The following is a 21,468-nucleotide window of genomic DNA, read 5'->3' as shown; positions in this document are numbered from 1 at the left end:
AGCCGGTCCGCGGCCCTGAACGCGGCCCTGAACTGGTCTCGACCTTTAACCGTCCCCGATGCCTTCCTTAAGCGCACCCTAAGAGCGCAGGCCTCCGTCCGGATGAAGCGGTTTGCCCGATTCCGGATCGCTAGCGTGCTGCCCGCACCCCCTGGGAATCCCCAGCGAACTCCCGTGAAACCGCGAAGGCAGGCACGCGATGAGCAGTACGCACCGGCGCAAGGTCAGTGGCAGGAACAAGGCGATAGGCGGCGTCGTCGCGGCTGCCTTGGTCGGCGGCGGCGCCTTCCTGTTCTCCGGCACCGCGCTCGCCGCCGGTGTCGGCGCCGCGTACACCAAGACCAGTGACTGGTCGACGGGTTACACCGCGCAGTACGTCATCACGAACGACACCGGCCAGGCGAAGAGCGACTGGACACTGGAGTTCGACCTGCCCTCCGGCACCCGGCTCGGCTCGCTGTGGAACGGCGAGGCCGGCGTGAGCGGAAGCCACGTCACGGTGAAGCCCCCGTCCTGGGACAAGGACGGCCTGGCGGCCGGCGAGTCGGTCACCGTCGGCTTCGTCGTGAACGGCACCGCGGACCCGAAGAGCTGTGTCATCGACGGCGCCAAGTGCTCGGTGGACGACGGCGCGACCCCGGAACCGAGCGGTCGCCCCACGCGGTCGGCCACCCCCACGACCACGCCGAAGCCCACCCCGACCGCCTCCCGCAGCACCACCCCGACCACCCCGGCTTCCACCCCGGCCACCCCCACGCCCTCCCCCTCGGCGAGCACCGGCAGCGGCACCATCACCGGCGCGGGCTTCGCGCCCTACGTCGACACCTCCCTCTACCCGGCCTTCGACCTGGTCGGCAGCGCGACGGCCACCGGGGTCAAGAACTACAACCTCGCCTTCATCACCGACGGCGGCGGCTGTACGCCCAAGTGGGGTGGGGTGAGCGACCTCGCCAGTGACGCGGTGGCCGCGCAGATCGGCGCGCTGCGGGCGAAGGGCGGCGACGTCCGCGTCTCCTTCGGCGGCGCCTCCGGCTCGGAGCTGGCGACGACCTGTTCGTCGGCGGACGCGCTGGCGACGGCGTACGGGAAGGCCGTCGACGCGTACAAGCTGACGAAGGTCGACTTCGACGTCGAGGGCGGCGCGCTGCCGAACACCACGGCGAACACGAATCGCGCGAAGGCCATCGCGAAGCTCCAGCAGCAGCACCCGGGCCTGGACGTGTCCTTCACGCTCCCCGTCATGCCCGAGGGCCTCACCCAGGACGGCGTGAACCTCCTGACCGACGCCAGGTCGAACGGCGTGAAGATCTCCGCCGTCAACATCATGGCGATGGACTACGGCCCCGCGTACAGCGGTGACATGGGCACCTACGCCGAGCAGGCCGCCACCGCCACGCAGGCCCAGGTCAAGAGCGTCCTCGGACTCTCCGACAGCGCGGCCTGGAAGACCGTGGCCGTCACCCCGATGATCGGCGTCAACGACGTGGCGTCCGAGATCTTCAAGGTCGACGACGCCGCCCAGCTGGTGGCGTTCGCCAGGTCCAAGGGGCTCGGCTGGCTCTCCATGTGGTCCGCGAGCCGCGACAAGCAGTGCCCGGGCGGCGCCAAGAACTCCGCGGACGCGACGTGCAGCTCGGTCGTCCAGGGCGCGGGGGCGTTCTCGAAGGCCCTCGGCGCCTACAAGTAGGCCCGGCAGCCACCGAGTCCTCCCCCACGGGAAGAGCGTCCCGGCCGGGACCACCCCCCATCCGGCCGGGGCGCGGCCCCCTTTCCGGACGCCGCGCCCCGCCCCCCGACACCCCCCGCCCCGGTCTCCCGGAATGTGACCTACTCGGCCGCGTCCGTCACCGGAGGCAGCGTCCCCGTCCGGGCCGCCCGGCTGTACCAGCGGGCGCTCGACTTCGGCGTACGGGCCAGGGTCGCGTAGTCGACGTACACCGCGCCGAAGCGCTTGCCGTAGCCGTACGCCCACTCGAAGTTGTCCATCAGGGACCAGAGGTAGTACCCGCGGACGTCCGCGCCGTCGGCGATGGCGCGGCGGACCGCCGACAGGTGGCCGTGCAGGTAGGCGATGCGCTCGGGGTCGTGGACACGCCCCTCCGGGTCCGGCTTGTCGTCGTACGCGGCGCCGTTCTCGGTGATGTACAGCGGCAGACCGGGCGCCTCCCGCGTGTAGCGCGTGATCAGGTCGTGCAGGCCCGTCGGGTCGATCGTCCAGCCCATCTCCGTCCGTTCGCCCGGAGTCTGGTGGAACATCACGTCGTCGGCGCCCGGCCACGGCGTGTACGCGCTCGCCCCGTGACCGTCCGCCCGGGGACCGGACGCGGTCGCGTCCGCCGCCGACACCAGCGTCGGGGTGTAGTAGTTCAGCCCCAGCGCGTCGAGCGGCTGCTTGATCACCGCCAGGTCGCCGTCCAGGACGTACGACCAGTCCGTGATCGCGGACGTCTCCTCGAACAGGCCCTCCGGGTAGGCGCCGTGCAGCATCGGGCCGTGGAAGACACCGTTGGCCAGGTTGTCGATGCGCCGGACCGCCGCGAGATCCGCGGGGCTCTGCGAAAGCGGCCTGACGACGGAGGAGTTGAGGCTCACCGCGACCGAGTTGCGGGCCGGCATCACCGACCTCAGCGCCTTCGCGCCCAGGCCGTGCGCCAGGTTGAGGTGATGGGCGGCCTTCAGCGACGCCGCCGCGTCCGTGCGGCCCGGCGCGTGCACGCCGGAGCCGTAGCCCAGGAACGCGCTGCACCACGGCTCGTTCAGGGTGATCCACTGCTCCACCCGGTCGCCGAGCGCCTCGCCCACGATCTGGGCGTAGTCGGCGAAGCGCAGCGCCGTGTCGCGCTCGGGCCAGCCGCCCGCGTCCTCCAGCTCCTGGGGGAGGTCCCAGTGGTAGAGGGTGATGGCCGGCTTGATGTCGTGGGCCAGCAGCTCGTCGACCAGGTTGCGGTAGAAGTCCAGACCCCGCTGGACCGCCGGTCCGCGCCCCGTCGGCTGCACCCGGGACCAGGAGACCGAGAAGCGGTACGCGGACAGGCCCAGCTCCGCCATCAGGGCCACGTCGTCGCGGAAGCGGTGGTAGTGGTCGACAGCGATGTCACCGGTCTCGCCGCCGGCCGTCTTTCCGGGCGTGTGACTGAAGGTGTCCCAGATGGAGGGCGTGCGGCCGTCCTCCCGTACCGCCCCCTCGATCTGGTACGCGGAGGTCGCCGCGCCCCAGAGGAACGCGGGGGGAAAGGACACGGGCGATGCGGGTTCAGGCATGGAAGCGCTCCCATAGGAGGTCGTGGCGAACGACGGTAATGAGGAGAAGGGGGGAGAAGGGGGAGAAGGGGGAGAAGGGGGAGAAGGGGGAGAAGAAGGGGAGAGGGAAAGGGGCGATGGGGCCGGGGCGGCGGTGACCCGGCCCCCACGGGCGGCGGTGCGACGGGTCAGCCCTTGATCGCGCCCTGCATGATGCCGCCCACGATCTGCTTTCCGAACAGCAGGAAGGCGATGAGCAGCGGCAGCGTGCCGAGCAGCGCGCCCGCCATGATCACGGCCTGGTCGGGTACGTAACCGGTGCCCAGCGAGTTGAGGGCGACCTGCACGGTGGGGTTCTGCTGGTTGAGGGCGATGATCGGCCACAGGAAGTCGTTCCAGGCCATCACGAAGGTCAGCAGACCGAGGACCGCCATCGCCGGCCGCGCCGCCGGGAAGACGACGTGCCAGACGACCCGCAGACTGCTCGCGCCGTCGACCCGCGCCGCCTCGATCAGCTCGGTGGGCAGCGCCTGGACCAGGTACTGCCGCATGAAGAACGTGCCGAAGGCACTCACCAGGGTGGGCAGGATGACCGTCTGCAACTGGTTGGACCAGCCGAGGTCGCTCATCCACAGGTACAGCGGTACGACGGCCAGCTGCGGCGGGATCATCATCGTGCCGATGGTCAGCAGCAGCAGGGTGCTGGAGAACCTGAACCGCAGCTTGGCGAAGGCGAACCCGGCGAGCGTGGAGAAGACGACCGTACCGACGGTGATGGTCCCGGCGACGATCGTGGAGTTGAGCATCGCGGTGCCGAGCCCGGCCTGTTCCCACGCGGCCTGGAGGTTCTTGAACAGGTTGCCGCCGAACCACAGCGGCGGCGGTGTCTGCGCAAGCCGCTCGTTGTTGCGGGAGGCCGCGATGGCCGTCCAGACCAGCGGAGCCAGCGAGACCAGCGCGAAGACGGCCAGGACGACATAGGTGACCGGCCCCGCGTGCAGCTGCTTGCCCGCGCCCAGCACCCGGCGGCGTCCGGGGCCCCGGTCGTCCCGGGAGTCCTGCGCCGCCGGCTGGGGGACAGTCAGTTCAGTGGTGGTCATTGGGATTTCCTCAGCCGTCGGGTGACCAGCAGGTTGATCGCGGCGACGATCAGCAGGATCAGGAACATCGTCCATGCGATCGCTGACGCCTTGCCGAGGTTGCCGATGCCCCAGCCCTGGTCGTACATGTACAGGCCGAGCGTCTGGTACTGGTGCGCGGAGCCGCCCTTCGAGCCGCTGACCCCGCCGAACAGGAGCGGTTCACCGAAGAGTTGCGTCGCGCCGATGGTGGAGACGACCACGGTGAACAGGATCGTCGGCCGCAGCATCGGGACCGTCACGTGGCGGAACTGCTGCCAGCGGCCCGCGCCGTCGAGAGCCGCCGACTCGTACAGGTCGGTGGGGATCGCCTGCATCGCCGCGAGGTAGATCAGCGCGTTGTAGCCGGTCCACCTCCAGATCACGATCGAGGAGACGGCGAACTGCGAACCCCAGTCCGACTCGCGCCAGTTGATCGGGTGGACCCCGACGAAGTGCAGCAGCCAGTTGATCATGCCGCCGTCCCACGAGTACAGCAGCGTGAAGACCAGCGTCGCCGCCGCCACCGAGGTGGCGTACGGGGTGAGCATCACGACCCGCCACACGGTCGAGCCGCGCAGCCGGTAGTTGAGCAGGTGGGCGATCCCGAGCGCCATGACCAGCTGCGGCACCGTGGAGATCACACCGATGGTGAAGGTGTTCTCCAGGGCGTTCCAGAAGAACTCCGAGGACAGCAGGTTCTTGTAGTTGTCCAGGCCGGCCCAGGTCTGGTGGTCCAGGCCGGACAGCTGCACGTTGTGCAGCGAGTACCAGGCCGTGTACAGGAGCGGCACGAGCCCGAAGGCCCCGAAGATGACGAAGAAGGGGGCGATGAACGCGTAGGGCGACGCCTTCATGTCCCAGCGGTACAGCCGGCTGCGCCAGGAACCCGGGTCCGGCGGCGGCGTACCGCGACCCCGAGCGCCCCGGGCCGCGCCCGGCTGAGAGCCGGGCGCGGCGTCGGCGCTCGTCGCGGGATGCGCGAGAGCCTGCTTGGAGCTGGTCACTGGCCGAGCACGTCCTTGATCTCAGCCTTCGCCGCGTTCCAGCCCTGGTCGGGGGACTTGCCCTTCTGCTCGACCTGGAGGATGCCGACGTCGGTGATCGCGGTGCCGATCGGCTGGTCCTTGGTGCCGAAGTTCTGGACGGGGATGGTCTTCGCCGAGTCGGCGAAGATCTGCGTGATCGGCGCGTCCGAGAAGTACGACGTCGTCGCCGCTGCCGGCTTCAGGCTGTCGTAGGCCGCGGGCGTCGACGGGAAGCTGGCCTGCTTGGCGAAGACCTTCGCCTGCTGCTCCGGCGCGGTCAGCCACTTGGCCAGCGCGATGGCCTCCTTCTGGTGCTTGCCCGCCGTCGGGACACCGATGAACGAACCGCCCCAGTTGGCCGCGGTCGGCGCTGCCGCCACGTCCCACTTGCCCTTGCCGGCGTCACCGGACTTCTCCTGGATGTAGCCCATCATCCAGGCGGGGCAGGCCACCGTCGCGAACGAACCCTTGGCGAAGCCCTGGTCCCACGTCGGGTCGAACTGCTTCAGCTTCGCCGACATGTTGCTGGTCGCCACCGTCATCGCGGCGTTCCAGGACTTCTTCACGCCCGTGGACTTGTCCCAGATGACGTTGCCGTCCTTGTCGTAGTACCGCTCGCTCTCGCCCCCGAGCGCCGCGTTGTAGACCGAGGAGGCGGAGTCCACGAACTTGGTGCCGCTCGGCGCCTTCTTCATGTACTGCTTGCCGAGGTCGACGTACTTGGCCCAGTCGCCCTTCCACTGCGCGGCGAGCTTGGTGCGGTCGGTCTCCAGACCGGCCTTCTCGAAGAGGTCCTTGCGGTAGCAGATCGCCATCGGGCCGATGTCCGTACCGAGCCCGATGGTCTTGCCGTCCTTGGTGGTGGCCTGGGCGGTCTTCCAGTCCAGCCACTGCGACTTGTCGACCTCCTTGCCGAGGTCGACGAACTTGTCGGCCTGGGTCTGGACGGCCTCGGTGATGTTGCCGACCTCTATCGCCTGGATGTCGTCGGTGCCGGAGCCGGCCTGGAGACGGGTGAGCGTCTTGGGCCAGTACACGTCGGTGCGGGTGGTGACGTTCTCCTTGATCGAGATGTCCGGGTGCAGCTTCATGTACTCGTCGTAGAGACCGGCCTGCTTGTAGCCGAAGACGCCGAAGGTACCGATGGTCAGCGTGGTCTTGCCCTTGCCGCCACCACCGCCGTCGCCCGAGGCCGACGAGCCGTCGTTCGAGTCGTTGGCGCAGCCGGCCAGCAGCCCTGTGGTCAGCGCGGCGACGGCCGCGAGGGCCCCCAGCCTGCGGGACCGGCGGGTACTCGTGCGCATTGCGTCCTCCTGTTGCCTGACGTGCCGACCCCCCGGCCAACTGCATTGTTGGGCCCGTTTTTCTCGCTGCGGCTCGGGCGGGGAACGTGCGGGATGTGTAGGTGTCAGGTACCGTGGGAGCGCTCCCACAGGTGATGTGTTGAAGAGTCGTCGGTTCACGCGGGGGTGTCAAGGGAGCGGACACGGAGAGCCGCGTTCAGTTATCGGCCTGTTAACTAACTCCGAGGGGCGGGGCGCAAGAGGGTGGGGGGACGGGTGGAGCGGGTCGTGCCGAGGTGACTTCCCGGGGCCGGCCGGCGAGGCCGGCACCAGCAGCCCCGGCGAGGTTGCCACCACGGCCGGGCCCCTGTCCATGAACGGGACTGTTAGATTCCAGGCCAGCCGCTCAGAAGCGCGGCGTCGACGGGAGGCGGACCATGGCAGGCCACGGAGCGCGGGGCCGGAGCGGCGGGCGGCCGACCCTCGAGGAGGTCGCCGCGCGCGCCGGTGTGGGCCGCGGCACGGTGTCCCGGGTGATCAACGGTTCCCCGCGGGTCAGCGACACGACCCGTGCCGCGGTCGAGGCCGCGGTGGCGGAGCTCGGTTATGTCCCGAACACGGCGGCACGCGCCCTCGCCGCCAACCGCACGGACGCGATCGCGCTCGTCGTCCCCGAGCCGGAGACCCGGTTCTTCGCGGAACCGTACTTCTCGGACATGCTCCGGGGCGTCGGTGCGGAGCTCTCCGACACCGAGATGCAGCTGCTGCTGATCTTCGCGGGCAGCGACCGGGAGCGGCAGCGCCTGGCCCAGTACCTGGCGGCGCACCGAGTGGACGGTGTCCTGCTGGTCTCGGTGCACGCGGACGACCCGCTGCCCGACCTGCTCTCCCAGCTGGAGATCCCGGCGGTGATCAGCGGCCGGCGCTCGGCGGACGAGACGCTGCCGTCCGTGGACTCCGACAACTACGGCGGGGGGCGCCTCGCCGTCGAGCACCTGGTCGCCCGGGGGCGCCGCAGGATCGTCCACCTCGCGGGCCGCCTCGACGTCTTCGGTGCCCAGCGTCGTGTCGACGGCTACCGCGAGGGTCTGCGTGCCGCGGGCCGTCCGGTGGACGACGACCTCATCGTCGCCGGCGACTTCACGGAGGAGGGCGGGCGGCGGGCGATGACCGAACTGCTGGCCCGCTGCCCCGATCTGGACGCCGTCTTCGCGGGCTCGGACGTGATGGCGGCCGGCGCCCGCCAGGTCCTGCGCGAGGCGGGCCGTCGTATACCGGACGACGTGGCCCTCGTCGGGTACGACGACTCCGCCATCGCCCGCCACATGGATCCGCCCCTGACGAGCGTGCGCCAGCCGATAGAGGAGATGGGCCGGGCGATGATCGACCTGCTGCTCGGGGAGATCGCGGACCGTCGCCCGGCGGTGTCACGGGAGCTGGAGAAGCGTCAGGTCGTGCTGCCCACCGAGCTGGTGGCGCGGGCGTCGTCCTGACAGGGCAAGCCAAGGCTCGGGCGCACGACCGCTCCGGCGCACGCGACCGCTCGGGCGCACGCGACCGTCCTGCCGCGTGCCGGCGCCCCGCCCCCACTGCTGCCGCCGCTCGGTCCCGTCACCGCCCTGTACCGCTGACGGCCGAGCCGCCCCGCCGCTGTTGCCGCTGTTGCCGCACGGGAAGAGTTCCGTAGGGCAGTCTGGCGGGTATGGTCCTGCATCCCTTGCTGGGAGTCGATGAAGTGCCCGCCGTGGAGCCCTATCTGGGCCGGGTGGGCGAGGTGTTCCGGACGTTCCGCGAGCAGGACTCGGGGTGCGTGTCGTACGGGGTGAGACTGCTCGACGGCGGCCGGTGGTTCCTCAAGGAGGCGGTCACGGATCACGGCCGGCGCTCGCTGGAGCGCGGCTGGGCCTTCCACCGGTCGGTTCGGCACCGGGCGATCGTCCCGCAGGTGCACCGCATCGCCCTGCAGGACGGCGGCTGGGCGGTGGTGATGCCCTGGCGGGAGGGCGAGGTGCTCTACCCCGCGGAGGTGGACGGGGTGCGCGACCGTACGGACCCGGCCAGTGCGATGGCACGCTTCCGGGCCCTGCCGGCCGACGCGGTCCTGCGCGCCTTCGACCGGGTCCTGGACGCCCACCTCGCGGTGGAGGCCGCCGGCCAGGTCGCCGTGGACTTCTACGACGGTGCGCTGCTGTACGACTTCGACCGCGACGTCGCCCATCTGGTCGACCTCGACGAGTACCGGCCGGGTCCGTTCGTGGTCGAGGACGAACGACTGCCGGGCTCCCGGCGGTTCATGGCTCCCGAGGAGTGGGTGCGCGGGGCGGTGATCGACACCCGGACGACCGTGTTCACGCTGGGCCGTGCCGCCCGGCTCCTGCTGGACGCGGGCGACGAGGAGCGCGCCTGGCGGGGCACTCCGGCCCAGCAGACGGTCATCGTCCGTGCCACCCGGACCGATCCCGGGGAGCGCTTCGAGAACGTCCACCGTTTCGCCGAGGCGTGGCGGGCGGCCGACACCGCGCCGGTCGCCTGAGATCGGCTGCCTGAGGCGGACTGTCCGAGGCCGGTTGTTCGAGGTCGGCTCTCCGAGGGCGGGCGCCCGGACCCAGGAGCCCGGAATCAGCAGCCCGGATTCAGGCGTCCGATGCCGGGCGGGCGGCCCCCCGGCATCGGTCTCCTCAGGGCCGTACCGCTCGCTGCCAGCGGACTTCGCCCTCGTGGAGGATGCCGGTGGGGGTCAGCCCGGCCGCCGCGGCGACGGCCGCGGACGCCCGGTGGTCCGGGTGGACATGGGCGACGACCGTTCGGACGCCCGGCTCCTCGCCGAGCCGGGCGACCAGCGCCCGCGCCGCCTCCCCGGCGAACCCGCGCCCCTGCCGGCGGGTGCCTACCACCCAGGCGACCTCCGCGGTGTCCGCGCCGACCGTCGCCTGAACGGTCCCCACCAGGCGGCCTCCGTCGTCTCCGTAGCCCCCGTCCTCCGCGGCCTCGCGCAGCCGCAGCACCCAGTTGCACCAGAGGACGGCGGGATCGGGGGAGCCCGCGACCAGACGCTCATAGCGTGAACGCAGGGACTCGGGGGTGTCGGGCTCGCCACCGGTGAACGTGTGCAGCTCCGGGTCGGCCAGTACCGCGGCCATCTCCTCGGCGTGTTCGACGCGCAGGGGGAGCAGGTCGAGGCGGGCGGTGCGGAGGGTTTCGGTGTGGAGGGGCACGCGGTGAGCCTAAGGGCGGACCCTCCCGCGTACGACCGGGCACCGGACACTGGACTCGACCAGGATCCGCACATGACCGAGGCCCGGTCCGCTTGCGCGGACCGGGCCTCGGTCATCAGGGTGAGTGACGGGACTTGAACCCGCGGCATCCTGGACCACAACCAGGTGCTCTACCAGCTGAGCTACACCCACCATGTCCGGTTCTGGTTTCCCTGACCGGCCGAGAAAAAGTGTACAGGGTCCGGAGGGGTGCTCGCGCCCGCCTTTTGTCCGGGGTCCGCCGGGACCCCGGACACGCGTCATTCCACGGGCAGTACGTGCTTCGCCGCGATGGTGCGGGCGGTCTCCGAGTCGGGGCCGGGCTGCGGGACGAAGATCGCCTCGCGGTAGTAGCGGAGTTCGGCGATGGATTCGCGGATGTCGGCGAGGGCGCGGTGGTTGCCGTTCTTGTCCGGGCTGTTGAAGTACGCCCGCGGGTACCAGCGGCGGGCCAGCTCCTTGACGGAGGAGACGTCCACGATGCGGTAGTGGAGATAGCCCTCCAGCGTGGCCATGTCGCGGAGCAGGAAACCCCGGTCCGTGCCGACCGAGTTCCCGCACAGCGGGGCCTTGCCCGGCTCCTTGACGTGCTCACGCACGTAGGAGAGGACCTGTTCCTCGGCGTCGGCCAGGGTGGTGCCGTCGGCGAGTTCGGAGAGGAGGCCGGAGGCCGTGTGCATCTGGCGCACCACGTCCGGCATCGTCTCCAGGGCCGCGTCCGGCGGGCGGATCACGATGTCCACCCCTTCGCCGAGCACGTTCAGCTCCGAGTCGGTGACCAGCGCGGCCACCTCGATGAGTGCGTCCTCCGACAGCGAGAGCCCGGTCATCTCGCAGTCGATCCACACCATGCGATCGTTCATGGCCCCAACCCTACGGCGCGCCCCGGCGCACGGGCAGGCCCGGGACGGCGATGGCCCGGGGCCCTCGGGTCCCGGGCGCCCGCGCACACGGCGACGGCCCGGGACCCGAGGGCCCCGGGCCGTTCGCGGCACGGGCGGTGTGACGTCGTCACGGCGCCGGGGCGCCGGGGCGCCACGGCGCCCGAACGCTAGGGCGCGCTGCGCTGCCCCGGCAGGCTCGGCCGCCCCGCCGCGTACAGCTCCGCGCCCGGTTTGCCCGGATCCGTCGCGGTCGACAGCGAGGCCGGGCTCAGGGCACCGGCGGCCGCCGTACGACGGGTCTGCGGCGGGACCGGGCTCTCCTGGGCCAGGACCGGGGACTGCCCGGCCGAGCCCACGGGACCGTCCGGGTCCGACGGCCGCTCGGACTGCGGCCGACGTGCCCGGTACGCCGCCCGGTAGGCGGCCGGGGACGAGCCGAGCTGGCGCCGGAAGTGTCCGCGCAGCGCGACCGGCGAGCGGAAGCCGCAGCGTCCGGCGACCTCGTCGACCGAGTAGTCGGACGTCTCAAGCAGCCGCTGCGCCTGCAGCACGCGCTGGGTGATCAGCCACTGCAGCGGCGCGCTCCCCGTCAGCGAGCGGAAGCGGCGGTCGAACGTGCGGCGGCTCATGTACGCGCGTGCCGCCAGCGTCTCGACGTCGAACTGCTCGTGCAGGTGCTCCAGCGCCCAGGCGACGACCTCCGCGAGGGGGTCGGCGCCGATCTCCTCCGGTAAAGACCGGTCGAGATAGCGCTCCTGTCCGCCGCTCCGGCGCGGCGGGACCACCAGACGACGGGCCAGCGCGCCGGCCGCCTCGTTGCCGTGGTCCGTCCGCACGATGTGCAGACAGAGATCGATTCCGGCCGCGGTGCCCGCCGATGTCAGTACGTCACCGTCGTCGACGAACAGCTCGCGCGGATCGACGTGCACGGACGGATAGCGCTTGGCCAGCGTCGGCGCGTACATCCAATGCGTCGTCGCCGGGCGGCCGTCCAGCAGTCCGGCGGCGGCCAGCACGAAAGCACCGGTGCACAGTCCGACTATGCGGGCCCCCTCCTCGTGCGCCCGGCGCAGCGCGTCGAGCGCTTCCTCCGGTGGCGGCGAGGTGATCGAGCGCCAGGCCGGCACCACGACGGTGCCCGCTCGCGAGATCGCCTCCAGGCCATGCGGCGCGGTGAGTTCCAGGCCCCCTGTGGTCCGCAGCGGGCCGTCCTCGCCGGCGCAGACCAGAAGTCGGTAGCGCGGCACGCCGGCGTCCTGGCGGTCAATCCCGAACACCGACAGCGGAATGGAACTCTCGAAGATGGGGCCGCCGCTGAACAGCAGCACCGCGACGATCTCCTTGCGGCGTCGCCCGGAGAGTTTCCGGGCCGCGGCTTCCGGCGCGGCAGTGGAGTCGTGGCTCATACTGCTAAGCCCCCCTCGGTGGTCGCGGCTCCTCGGTTGTGTCGCTCCTGCACGTTTCCCCTCGGTCCTGCACGAGTCCCCCGCCGTAAGACAGTCAAGATCGAATCTACTGTGTCCCGTCACGCCTGGGTGACCACTTCGACACTCGACAGAATGTCGACATGGCAACTTGGCGTGAAGCATTCGATCACGAAGCGTTGCACTCGTGGGCCGTGCAGGGAAGTGCGCCTCGTGTCAGTGGCCAATCCACATAGGGTGCACGAGCCCTCCAGGGGCCTTTAGCCGCAGGTCGAACGCGGGTTGGGGGGTCGTTCCGGCAAGGGATGCCCGGGAGGCCGAAGTTGGCTGAAAAGAAGCGGGGGCGTGCGCGCAAACCGGTCAGTCGACCGGCTTCTTTCCCGTACCGCGGCGTCCGCCCCTGTGCGCCCCCGCGCCACTCCTGCCCGGCAAGCCGTTCATGATGTGCGTGTCGGCCACATCCTGCGCGCCGGGAGCCGGCGCCGGAGCGACCCCGGGACCGACGCCGGGCCCGGGAACTCCCGTGACGCGATCTCCCCCGTCGCGATCCCGCGCGCCGACGGCGAGATCCCGGGCGACGGGATTCCGAGCGGCAGGATCCCATCCGTCCCGGCCCCGGTCCCGCCCGCCCCGGTCCCGCCCGCCCCCGTCCCGGTCGCGCCCGCCCCGGTCCCGATGTGTCCGCTCCCGGGATCCGCGCTCCCGCGGACCGCACCTGCCGTGCCGCGGCGCGCGGTGCGGGGCCCGCTCGCCGGCGCGCATGCGCGCGGCGCCCCGTTCGGACTGGCGCAGCAGCACCAGGCACGCCGCGGTCACGGCGGCCAGGCCCAGCGCCGTACCGGCCGCCCCGGCGAGCGAGGTGCCGAACCAGACGAGGACGACCGGGACGAGGACGCAGCTGAAGGCCGCCCAGCGCGCCACCTCGCTCGCCGCGTCCGGCGCGGGGGGCGGCTCGGAGCGCGCTCCGGAGGAGGGGCGGGACACGGTCTCTGGTCCGGGCACGGTCTGCTCCCTGGTTCCCTGGTACTCCATTGCTCTCCATGGCGGTGGCTCACCTGTTCAACGCGTGTTCGACCGGCCGGTCACTGCCCGGCCACCGGTCTGCGGTCCCGCGCCGGGGGTGCATCCCTGGGTGAACCCTGCGCAAACCGCCTGTACGGGGCAGCAACCATTGCGTTACGGGCGCCTCTCATGCATGCTCCGGGGAACGCCGCACAGTGCGCGCGGTATCTGGGCAGAGGAGGCGTGCCGCCGTACCCTTGGGGGTATGGGGTTGGGAAGATGATTCCCGGACACAGCTCTGCCGATCGTTGTCGTCCCCACCACGAGGATCCAAACGCCGAGATACCCATGGCCGGTCACGAATTCTTCGATCCCGCGGACCGCAAGCGCCCGCTCGCCGATCCCACGGCGGCCGAGCCCCTGGCGGCGGAAGAACCCCGCCAGTCCTGCGATCCCGCCTTCAAGCACGGCGTCGTCGTCGGTTTCGACGGTTCGACGTCCAGCGAGCGCGCCCTCGCCTATGCGATCGGGATGGCCCATCGCTCGGGCTCGGGCCTGATCATCGTGCATGTCGCGAACCGGCTGCCCACCACGGTGTGGGCGGGCTGTGAACCACCGGTCTTCGTCGACGTGCCCGACCATCGCACCGAGGTGCTCGGACTCGAGCTCGCCTGCGCCGAGTACCTGGCCGAGGTGCCCTGGATCCTCGTCGAGCGCGGCGGAGACATCTGCCACGAACTCGAAGAGGTGGGGCGCGAGTACGAGGCGGACGCCATCGTCGTCGGCTCCACGCACGGCATCGTCGGGCGCATCTTCGGCTCGGTGGCGGGGCGGTTGGCGAAGCGCGCGCAGCGCCCGGTGATCGTCATTCCCTGACCGGTCGTCAACTCGCCGTCGTTCCAGGCGGGGTGATCCGGTCAATCTCCTGGCAGACCGTCAACTCCCTTTGACACGCGTCCGAAAACGCGTGAATCCACTCGCGCGACAAGGTGGATTGTGCCTTTGTGAAGGGTACATACCGGTCACCGGCCCCATCCCTCGGCCGGCACCGCGCAGCACGACTGCACCCGCATGAAGGGAGCCCGCCGTGGACAATGACGTCCCCTCGGGAAGCACCACCTCGACTCTCGGCCAACTCGCCCTCGGACTGACCCTGTTGCTCTTCGGCCTCGGGAACACCCGGGTGATCGACGGCGTGACGGCGGCCGACTCCGTCTCCCTCGCCACGTACGTCGGCGGGATCGCGCTCTTCGTCGCGGGCCTGTTCGCCTTCCGTGACCGCGACGCCTTCACCGGTACGGCGTTCACGGCACTCGGCGCGTTCTGGTTCACCTGGGGCGTCACCTCCGACGGGCGGATGTCCGCCAACGCCACCGGCCTCTTCATGCTGCTGTTCGCACTCGTCGCGCTGAGCCTGACCGCCGGCGCGAGCGGCGCCCCGCTGCTCGCCCGGGGGACGTACGCGCTGCTGTTCGTGGCCTTGCTCCTGCTGGCCGTCGGTCGGTTCGGCGACAGTGCCGCCCTCGCCAAGGCCGGCGGCTGGTTCGCCGCGGCCGGCGGCCTGGTCGCCTGGTACGCGGCCACGGCGGCGCTCGCCCACTGGCCCACCGCCCTTCCCGGACGCGCCGCCGGCCGGGGGGTGACGGCCACCGGCTGAGCCCGGCGCGGGCCGGGGTACAGGCGGCTCCGGCCTGGAAGGAACGGCCCCCCGTGCGAAGGTGGCGCGCACAGGGGGCCGTTCATGTCCGGGGAGCCGTGAACGGGCGGTCCTACTCGACCGTCACCGACTTCGCGAGGTTGCGCGGCTTGTCGATGTCCCGGCCGAGCGCCAGCGCCGTGTGGTAGGCGAGAAGCTGCAGCGGGATGCCCAGCAGGATCGGGTCCAGCTCGTCCTCGTTCTTCGGGACGACGATCGTCTGGTCGGCCTTCTCCTGCTCCTGGTGCGCGACCGCGAGGATCTTGCCGCTGCGCGCCTTGATCTCCTCCAGGGCGGCGCGGTTCTTCTCCAGCAGGTCGTCGTCGGGCACGATCGCGACCGTCGGCAGCGCGGGCTCGATGAGCGCCAGCGGACCGTGCTTGAGCTCGGAGGCCGGGTAGGCCTCGGCGTGGATGTACGAGACCTCCTTGAGCTTCAGAGAGGCCTCGCGGGCCACCGGGTAGCCGCGGACCCGGCCGATGAAGAGCATCGAGCGGGCCTCGGCGTACTGCTCGGCCAGCTTCTTGATCTCGTCCTCCTGCTCCAGGATCTCGGAGATCTGCCCGGGCAGCCTGCGCAGCCCCTCGATGATCCGCTTGCCGTCACGGACCGACAGGTCACGGGTACGGCCGAGATGCAGCGCGAGCAGCGCGAAGGCGACGGTGGTGTTGGTGAAGCACTTCGTCGAGACGACGCAGACCTCGGGACCCGCGTGCACGTACATGCCGCCGTCCGCCTCGCGCGCGATCGCCGAGCCGACGACGTTGACCACGCCGAGGACCCGCGCGCCCTTGCGCTTCAGTTCCTGGACGGCGGCCAGGACGTCGTACGTCTCACCGGACTGGGAGACCGCGACGTACAGCGTGTCGGGGTCGACCACGGCGTTGCGGTAGCGGAACTCGGAGGCCGGCTCGGCGTCCGCGGGGATGCGGGCCAGTTCCTCGATCATCTGGGCGCCGATCATGCCCGCGTGGTACGAGGTGCCGCAGCCGAGGATCTTCACACGGCGGATCTGACGCGCCTCGCGGGCGTCCAGGTTCAGGCCGCCGAGGTGCACGGTGGAGAAGCGGTCGTCGATGCGGCCGCGCAGCACGCGGTCCACGGCGTCGGGCTGCTCGTGGATCTCCTTGTGCATGTACGTGTCGTGGCCGCCCATGTCGTACGACGCGGCCTCCCACTCCACGGTGGTCGGCTCGGCCGTCGTCCGGGTGCCCTCGGTGGTGTACGTGCGGAAGTCGTCGGCCTTGAGGGTCGCCATCTCGCCGTCGTCCAGCGTCACTATCTGCCGGGTGTGGGTGACCAGGGCGGCGATGTCCGAGGCGACGAACATCTCCTTCTCGCCGATGCCGAGGACGACCGGGGAGCCGTTGCGGGCCACCACGATGCGGTCGGGGAAGTCGGCGTGCATCACGGCGATGCCGTAGGTGCCCTCGATCACGCGCAGCGCCTGGCGGACCTTCTCCTCCAGGGTATCGGCCTGGGAGCGGGCGATGAGGTGGGTGAGGACCTCGGTGTCGGTCTCGGAGAGGAACTCGACCCCGTCGGCCTCGAGCTTCTTCCGCAGGTCGGCGGCGTTGTCGATGATGCCGTTGTGGACGATCGCGACCTTGTTGTCGGCCGACATGTGCGGGTGCGCGTTGACGTCGGAGGGGGCGCCGTGGGTGGCCCAGCGGGTGTGGGCGATGCCGGTGGTGCCCTTGAAGCGTGCGGGGACCTTGGCCTCCAGGTCGCGGACCCGGCCCTTGGCCTTGACCATCTTCAGGCCGGCCGACTTCGGCGTGGTGACGACGATGCCCGCCGAGTCGTAGCCGCGGTACTCCAGCCGCTGCAGACCTTCGAGCAGCAGCGGAGCCACGTCACGCCTGCCGATGTATCCGACGATTCCGCACATATATACGTATTCCTCAGCCGTAGACAATGCGGCGCAACTGCCTGAGCGTGAGCTCCGGCGGCGCGACCGCTCGGTACTTCAGGTCCGCCTCGATCCGTTCGAAGATCGCCGTGTTGACCCAGCCCTGGGCCTGGAGCTCGCGGTGGCGGCGGCGGACGTACTCCTCGGTCGGCTCGTCGAAGTAGGCGAGCACGTCCTGGATCACCCGCAGCGCCTCGCCCCGGTTCAGGGGCGTGGAGCGCGTCAGATGATCCGCAAGTTCGTCGTGCACCCGATGATCCTGGAGTACGAGGAGCCGATTCGCAAGAATCCTGCCCGATATCGGGCAAGCGGCTGTTGAATCTCTTATGGGCCGCTGTTTGCGATCTGTCCATACTCCGTCTTGCGCCGCGTCGATTGCCGGGAGCAACTTCTGAGCCCATGGACACTCCACGCATGGGCGTACCGGAGAAGCTCGCCGAGCACATGAGCATGGCCGAGCAGCACGAGTATCTCCGCGCCAAGTTCTCGCGGCGCAACATGATCAGAGGCGGAGCCGTGACCCTCGGCGCCGTCGCGGGCGGTGCCTTCGTGCCGGGCGCCGTGGCGCAGGCCGCGGTCCCGACCCGGGCCACCGCGGCCCCGGCCGCCGAGAAGGTCGACGGCGCCCTCGTCGCGCCCTTCGGCCGCCACCTCGCCTTCGGCAACGACCCGCGCACGGAGATCACGGTCTCCTGGCAGGTCCCGACCGCGGTGAAGAAGCCCTTCATCCGTATCGGCGCCCACCCCTGGGACCTCTCCCGCAAGATCGAGGCCGAGGTGCGCACGCTCTACACCCCGGCCGGCGTCGGCGCGAGCGGCGACCACACGCAGTACTACCTGCACGCCAAGCTCACCCACCTGCGCCCCGGCAAGACGTACTACTACGGCGTCGGCCACGCGGGCTTCGACCCGGCCGCGCCCCACCTGCTGGGCACCCTCGGCACCTTCACCACCGCGCCCGCGCACGCCGAGCCGTTCACCTTCACGGCCTTCGGCGACGAGGGTGTCGGCTACCACGGCCTCGCCAACGACGCCCTGCTGCTCGGCCAGAACCCGGCCTTCCACCTGCACGCCGGCGACATCGCGTACGCGGACCCGGCCGGCGCGGGCAAGACGGACGACGCCGGTTTCGACTCGCGCATCTGGGACCAGTTCCTCGCCCAGACCGAGACGGTCGCCAAGCAGGTGCCGTGGATGCCGGCGTACGGCAACCACGACATGGAGGCCTGGTACTCGCCCAACGGCTACGGCGGCGAAGAGGCCCGCTGGAACCTCCCGGACAACGGCCCGGACGCGAAGAACCTCCCGGGCGTGTACTCCTTCGTCTACGGCAACACGGCGATCATCTCGCTGGACGCCAACGACATCTCGTTCGAGATCCCGGCCAACCTCGGCATCTCCGGCGGGACCCAGACCAAGTGGCTGGAGGGGCAGCTCAAGAAGTTCCGGGCAGCCAGGGACGTCGACTTCGTGGTCGTCTTCTTCCACCACTGCGCCTACTGCACCTCCACGGCGCACGCCTCGGAGGGGGGCGTGCGACAGGAGTGGGTGCCGCTGTTCGAGAAGTACACGGTGGACCTGGTGATCAACGGTCACAACCACCAGTACGAGCGCACGGACGTCCTCAAGGGCAACGCGGTCACGAAGAAGCTGCCGATCGGCGGCACGGCGTACCCGGAGACCGACGGTGTCGTGTACGTGACGGCGGGCGCGGCCGGACGCAGCCTGTACGCGTTCACCGCGGCGGAGTCGTACGAGGGTCACGAGAACGAGGTCGACTCGGTCGCCTCCTTCATCAACCTGAAGGACGGCAAGCAGAACGAGACGGTCGCCTGGTCGCGGGTGCGCTACCTCAACTACTCGTTCCTGCGCGTGGACGTCACCCCCGCGTCGAAGGGCCGCCTGACCACGCTGAAGGTGCGCGGCATCGCCGAGACCGGTGAAGAGGTCGACCAATTCACGGTGGCGCGCCGGGCCAAGTAGGCCACCCCGTACGCCCGCGAGCCGGGGCGTACGCGCCGCGGGCGGTCCTCGATCCGCCGGTGCTCACATGCGCCTGAGGACCGCCTGCTTGGCCAGGGCGAACTCGTCGTCCGTCAGGACGCCGGACCTGTGGAGGTCGCCCAGTTCGCGCAGGCGCCGCAACAGGGCGTCGTGGTCGGCCTCCGGGGCGGGGTGCGGGATCGCCGGAGAGTCCTTGACCGGTGGCCGCTCGGGGGGCGCCGCCGGATGGCCGAGTCGCGCCTGCACCGCCGCCGCGACCAGCGCCATCAGCGGATCCTTCTTGAAGCCCCACAGCTCCACCGCGTGCGGGTCGTACTTCGGCGGAGCCTTGGTCCCGGCGCCGCGCACGGTGAAGCGCAGGCAGCCGTTCTCCAGGCCGACCGCGGGGTGCCACTCGACGCCCGTGATGTCGCGGAGCGCGAGGCGGCGGGCGCCGGCGGACGCCTTCGCGTCCTCGGTCTTCCAGTTCCACTCCAGGCGCACCTGCTCCCCGTCGAAGCTCGCCGTGCCGTCGCCCGCGGAGGCGGACAGCGGCACAGCGGGTCCGGGGAGCAGATAGCCGTCGACCGGACCGGCCGGGACCTGGTCCAGGAGCAGCGCGTTGCGGACCTCGTCCACGATGTACTCGGCGACGCCGTAGCGCTCGGACTCGACGGTCAGCTGGTACGGGTCGTTGGGCTCGGCGAGCCGGCCGCCGGTGGCCTGCAGCAGCGGATCGGCGCCGTCCCGGAGCCGGAGCCTCAACCGCCCGCTGCGCTTGCCCTGTTCGAAGGATATTCCGGCCAATGCCCCCAGCGGGACGGTGAGTTCACCCAGGGCCCTGCGGAGCACGCTCACGTTCCTGTCGCGCCCGGGAGTCAGCCGCAGCGCGTCGCCGTCGAAGATCCAGGTCCCGTCCTTCTGGATGATTTCCGCCATGAGGGGGATTGTTTCACCGGCTCTGCGGCAGAGTGGTCTATACCCATTGGAGCCCAGGGAAGCCAAGGGGCTCATGACAGCTCGTGGGACCTGAAGGGAGCGCATGTGAGACAGCACAGAACGCCCCGCCTTCTCGGTACGCTGCTGCTCGTGGCGGCCGCAAGCATCTCCGTCGTCGGCGCGACATCCTCCGCTGCCGGCCGAACAGCCGTCCCGCTGGGCCGGGTTGTCCCGGCGCCCGCCTCGGTCGACGCGGGCGGGTCACCGTACGGCATCACCCGGGACACCCGCATCCGGGTCGACGACTCGCGTGAGGTCCGCCGGGTCGGCGCGTACCTGGCCGGCGTCCTGCGGCCCTCCACCGGCTACCGGCTGCCGGTCACCGACCGGGGCACCGGCGGCATCCGGCTGCGGCTCGGTGACCGGAGCCTGGGTGCCGAGGGGTACCGGCTGGACAGCGGCAGAAACGGCATCACCATCACCGCGGGCAGACCCGCCGGTCTCTTCCACGGCGTGCAGACCCTGCGCCAGCTCCTCCCGGCCGCCGTCGAGAGCGACTCCGTGCAGCCGGGCCCCTGGCTGGTCGCGGGCGGCACCATCGAGGACACCCCGCGCTACGGCTACCGCGGCGCGATGCTGGACGTCTCCCGGCACTTCTTCACCGTCGCCCAGGTCGAGCGGTACATCGACGAGCTGGCCCTGTACAAGATCAACAAGCTGCATCTGCACCTGAGCGACGACCAGGGCTGGCGCATCGCCGTCGACTCCTGGCCCCGGCTCGCCGCGTACGGCGGCTCCACCCAGGTCGGCGGCGGACCCGGCGGCTTCTACACCAAGGCCCAGTACCGGGAGATCGTGCGGTACGCCGCCGAGCGCTATCTGGACGTCGTTCCGGAGATCGACATGCCGGGGCACACCAACGCCGCGCTCGCCTCGTACGCCGGGCTGAACTGCGACGGGACCGCGCCGCCGCTCTACACCGGCACCGAAGTCGGCTTCAGCTCGCTGTGCGTGGCCAAGCCGGCGACGTACGACTTCGTGGACGACGTCATCCGGGAGCTGGCCGCGCTCACGCCCGGCGAGTACCTCCACATCGGCGGGGACGAGGCCCACTCCACCAGCCACGCCGACTACGTGACCTTCATGGACAAGGTGCAGCCACTCGTCGCCAAGTACGGCAAGAAGGTGATCGGCTGGCACCAGCTGACCGGGGCCACCCCGGCGAAGGGCGCGATCGCGCAGTACTGGGGGCTCGACGACACCAGCGCCGCGGAGAAGGAGCAGGTCGCGCAGGCCGCGCGGAACGGGACGGGGGTCGTGCTGTCGCCGGCCGACCGGATCTACCTCGACATGAAGTACACGCAGGACACCCCGCTCGGGCAGGACTGGGCGGGCCTGGTCGAGGTGAAGCGCGCGTACGACTGGGATCCCGGCACCTACCTTCCCGGCGCGCCCGCGTCGGCGATCCGGGGCGTCGAGGCGCCGCTGTGGACGGAGACCCTCGTCACCGGAGCGGACATCGACTACATGGCCTTCCCGCGGCTGCCCGGAGTGGCCGAACTCGGCTGGTCGCCCGCCTCGACGCACGACTGGGACACCTACAAGGTGCGGCTCGCGGCCCAGGGGCCGCGCTGGGAAGCGCTGGGCATCGGCTACTACAGGTCGCCGCAGGTTCCCTGGCCCGGCGTCTGACATCCGGTGAAAC

18 protein-coding genes and 1 tRNA gene are annotated in these 21,468 nt (G+C 70.8%); 7 read left to right on the top strand and 12 right to left on the bottom strand.

Features of this window, described 5'->3' with window-relative positions; translation table 11 throughout:
- Positions 1–199 precede the first annotated feature (199 nt).
- Positions 200–1,687, top strand: a complete 1,488-nt coding sequence (locus OHB41_RS18600) for a glycoside hydrolase family 18 protein (protein WP_266699358.1) — start codon at positions 200–202, stop codon at positions 1,685–1,687.
- A gap of 140 nt (positions 1,688–1,827) precedes the next feature.
- Here the strand turns inward: OHB41_RS18600 and OHB41_RS18595 are convergent, their stop codons facing one another.
- The 4 genes from OHB41_RS18595 to OHB41_RS18580 all read right to left on the bottom strand — a co-directional run bounded on the left by OHB41_RS18595 (position 1,828) and on the right by OHB41_RS18580 (position 6,690).
- Positions 1,828–3,261: a GH1 family beta-glucosidase gene (locus tag OHB41_RS18595; RefSeq protein WP_266699357.1), complete on the bottom strand. Its 1,434-nt coding sequence runs from the start codon at positions 3,259–3,261 to the stop codon at positions 1,828–1,830.
- 167 nt (positions 3,262–3,428) lie between these two features.
- Positions 3,429–4,340, bottom strand: a complete 912-nt coding sequence (locus tag OHB41_RS18590) for a carbohydrate ABC transporter permease (protein WP_266699356.1) — start codon at positions 4,338–4,340, stop codon at positions 3,429–3,431.
- Positions 4,337–5,365: a carbohydrate ABC transporter permease gene (locus OHB41_RS18585; protein WP_266699355.1), complete on the bottom strand. Its 1,029-nt coding sequence runs from the start codon at positions 5,363–5,365 to the stop codon at positions 4,337–4,339. Before OHB41_RS18585 ends, OHB41_RS18590 begins: the two co-directional genes overlap by 4 nt.
- The gene (locus tag OHB41_RS18580; protein WP_266699354.1) at positions 5,362–6,690 is read right to left on the bottom strand and encodes an ABC transporter substrate-binding protein; all 1,329 of its coding nucleotides are present in this window, start codon (positions 6,688–6,690) and stop codon (positions 5,362–5,364) included. Before OHB41_RS18580 ends, OHB41_RS18585 begins: the two co-directional genes overlap by 4 nt.
- Before the next feature lie 416 nt (positions 6,691–7,106).
- On the opposite strand from OHB41_RS18580, the gene OHB41_RS18575 reads away from it, so the two are divergent.
- Positions 7,107–8,162, top strand: coding sequence for a LacI family DNA-binding transcriptional regulator (locus OHB41_RS18575; protein WP_266699353.1), 1,056 nt, complete (start codon positions 7,107–7,109; stop codon positions 8,160–8,162).
- A gap of 209 nt (positions 8,163–8,371) precedes the next feature.
- Positions 8,372–9,202: a serine/threonine protein kinase gene (locus OHB41_RS18570; RefSeq protein ID WP_266699352.1), complete on the top strand. Its 831-nt coding sequence runs from the start codon at positions 8,372–8,374 to the stop codon at positions 9,200–9,202.
- A 145-nt stretch (positions 9,203–9,347) separates the two neighbouring features.
- Here OHB41_RS18570 and OHB41_RS18565 read toward each other — a convergent pair whose 3' ends face one another.
- From OHB41_RS18565 to OHB41_RS52635, 5 genes are all read right to left on the bottom strand, one after another.
- The gene (locus OHB41_RS18565; protein WP_266699351.1) at positions 9,348–9,884 is read right to left on the bottom strand and encodes a GNAT family N-acetyltransferase; all 537 of its coding nucleotides are present in this window, start codon (positions 9,882–9,884) and stop codon (positions 9,348–9,350) included.
- Positions 9,885–10,003: 119 nt separating this feature from the next.
- Positions 10,004–10,076 (bottom strand) — tRNA-His (locus OHB41_RS18560).
- A 107-nt stretch (positions 10,077–10,183) separates the two neighbouring features.
- Complete coding sequence (gene orn / locus OHB41_RS18555) at positions 10,184–10,786, bottom strand: oligoribonuclease (RefSeq protein WP_266699350.1); 603 nt, start codon at positions 10,784–10,786, stop codon at positions 10,184–10,186.
- 188 nt (positions 10,787–10,974) lie between these two features.
- A complete protein-coding gene (locus tag OHB41_RS18550) occupies positions 10,975–12,213 on the bottom strand; it encodes a helix-turn-helix domain-containing protein (RefSeq protein ID WP_266699349.1) in 1,239 nt (412 codons plus the stop codon).
- Positions 12,214–12,591: 378 nt separating this feature from the next.
- Complete coding sequence (locus OHB41_RS52635; RefSeq protein WP_526024933.1) at positions 12,592–13,233, bottom strand: hypothetical protein; 642 nt, start codon at positions 13,231–13,233, stop codon at positions 12,592–12,594.
- A gap of 348 nt (positions 13,234–13,581) precedes the next feature.
- Between OHB41_RS52635 and OHB41_RS18540 the strand changes: the two genes are divergently transcribed.
- Positions 13,582–14,109 (top strand): universal stress protein, encoded by a 528-nt coding sequence (locus OHB41_RS18540; protein ID WP_054232865.1) that lies wholly within the window; start codon positions 13,582–13,584, stop codon positions 14,107–14,109.
- A 211-nt stretch (positions 14,110–14,320) separates the two neighbouring features.
- Positions 14,321–14,890 carry a GPR1/FUN34/YaaH family transporter gene (locus OHB41_RS18535; RefSeq protein WP_266699348.1) on the top strand — a complete coding sequence of 190 codons (570 nt, stop codon included), beginning with the start codon at positions 14,321–14,323 and terminating at the stop codon, positions 14,888–14,890.
- A gap of 112 nt (positions 14,891–15,002) precedes the next feature.
- Here the strand turns inward: OHB41_RS18535 and glmS are convergent, their stop codons facing one another.
- Positions 15,003–16,820 (bottom strand): glutamine--fructose-6-phosphate transaminase (isomerizing), encoded by a 1,818-nt coding sequence (gene glmS, locus OHB41_RS18530; protein ID WP_266699347.1) that lies wholly within the window; start codon positions 16,818–16,820, stop codon positions 15,003–15,005.
- 13 nt (positions 16,821–16,833) lie between these two features.
- Complete coding sequence (locus tag OHB41_RS18525; RefSeq protein ID WP_148008533.1) at positions 16,834–17,091, bottom strand: hypothetical protein; 258 nt, start codon at positions 17,089–17,091, stop codon at positions 16,834–16,836.
- A 164-nt stretch (positions 17,092–17,255) separates the two neighbouring features.
- On the opposite strand from OHB41_RS18525, the gene OHB41_RS18520 reads away from it, so the two are divergent.
- Positions 17,256–18,824 carry a purple acid phosphatase family protein gene (locus tag OHB41_RS18520; RefSeq protein WP_266705965.1) on the top strand — a complete coding sequence of 523 codons (1,569 nt, stop codon included), beginning with the start codon at positions 17,256–17,258 and terminating at the stop codon, positions 18,822–18,824.
- A 63-nt stretch (positions 18,825–18,887) separates the two neighbouring features.
- Here OHB41_RS18520 and OHB41_RS18515 read toward each other — a convergent pair whose 3' ends face one another.
- Positions 18,888–19,763 (bottom strand): DUF4429 domain-containing protein, encoded by an 876-nt coding sequence (locus tag OHB41_RS18515; RefSeq protein ID WP_266699346.1) that lies wholly within the window; start codon positions 19,761–19,763, stop codon positions 18,888–18,890.
- Positions 19,764–19,868: 105 nt separating this feature from the next.
- Here OHB41_RS18515 and OHB41_RS18510 point away from each other — a divergent pair, with 105 nt between their 5' ends.
- A complete protein-coding gene (locus OHB41_RS18510; protein ID WP_323138381.1) occupies positions 19,869–21,455 on the top strand; it encodes a beta-N-acetylhexosaminidase in 1,587 nt (528 codons plus the stop codon).
- Positions 21,456–21,468 lie beyond the last annotated feature (13 nt).

This window comes from Streptomyces sp. NBC_01571 (genome assembly GCF_026339875.1).
Classification (GTDB): domain Bacteria; phylum Actinomycetota; class Actinomycetes; order Streptomycetales; family Streptomycetaceae; genus Streptomyces.
This window is presented reverse-complemented; position numbering and strand designations above follow the sequence as displayed.

Bases quoted from the DNA above. Each gene is read 5' to 3' on its own strand.
- OHB41_RS18575 (WP_266699353.1), top strand. From the start codon at position 7,107: ATGGCAGGCCACGGAGCGCGGGGCCGGAGCGGCGGGCGGCCGACCCTC.
- glmS (WP_266699347.1), bottom strand. From the start codon at position 16,820: ATGTGCGGAATCGTCGGATACATCGGCAGGCGTGACGTGGCTCCGCTG.
- OHB41_RS18515 (WP_266699346.1), bottom strand. From the start codon at position 19,763: ATGGCGGAAATCATCCAGAAGGACGGGACCTGGATCTTCGACGGCGAC.
- OHB41_RS18590 (WP_266699356.1), bottom strand. From the start codon at position 4,340: ATGACCACCACTGAACTGACTGTCCCCCAGCCGGCGGCGCAGGACTCC.
- OHB41_RS18600 (WP_266699358.1), top strand. From the start codon at position 200: ATGAGCAGTACGCACCGGCGCAAGGTCAGTGGCAGGAACAAGGCGATA.
- OHB41_RS18550 (WP_266699349.1), bottom strand. From the start codon at position 12,213: ATGAGCCACGACTCCACTGCCGCGCCGGAAGCCGCGGCCCGGAAACTC.
- orn (WP_266699350.1), bottom strand. From the start codon at position 10,786: ATGAACGATCGCATGGTGTGGATCGACTGCGAGATGACCGGGCTCTCG.
- OHB41_RS18580 (WP_266699354.1), bottom strand. From the start codon at position 6,690: ATGCGCACGAGTACCCGCCGGTCCCGCAGGCTGGGGGCCCTCGCGGCC.
- OHB41_RS18540 (WP_054232865.1), top strand. From the start codon at position 13,582: ATGGCCGGTCACGAATTCTTCGATCCCGCGGACCGCAAGCGCCCGCTC.
- OHB41_RS18570 (WP_266699352.1), top strand. From the start codon at position 8,372: ATGGTCCTGCATCCCTTGCTGGGAGTCGATGAAGTGCCCGCCGTGGAG.
- OHB41_RS18520 (WP_266705965.1), top strand. From the start codon at position 17,256: ATGGGCGTACCGGAGAAGCTCGCCGAGCACATGAGCATGGCCGAGCAG.
- OHB41_RS18595 (WP_266699357.1), bottom strand. From the start codon at position 3,261: ATGCCTGAACCCGCATCGCCCGTGTCCTTTCCCCCCGCGTTCCTCTGG.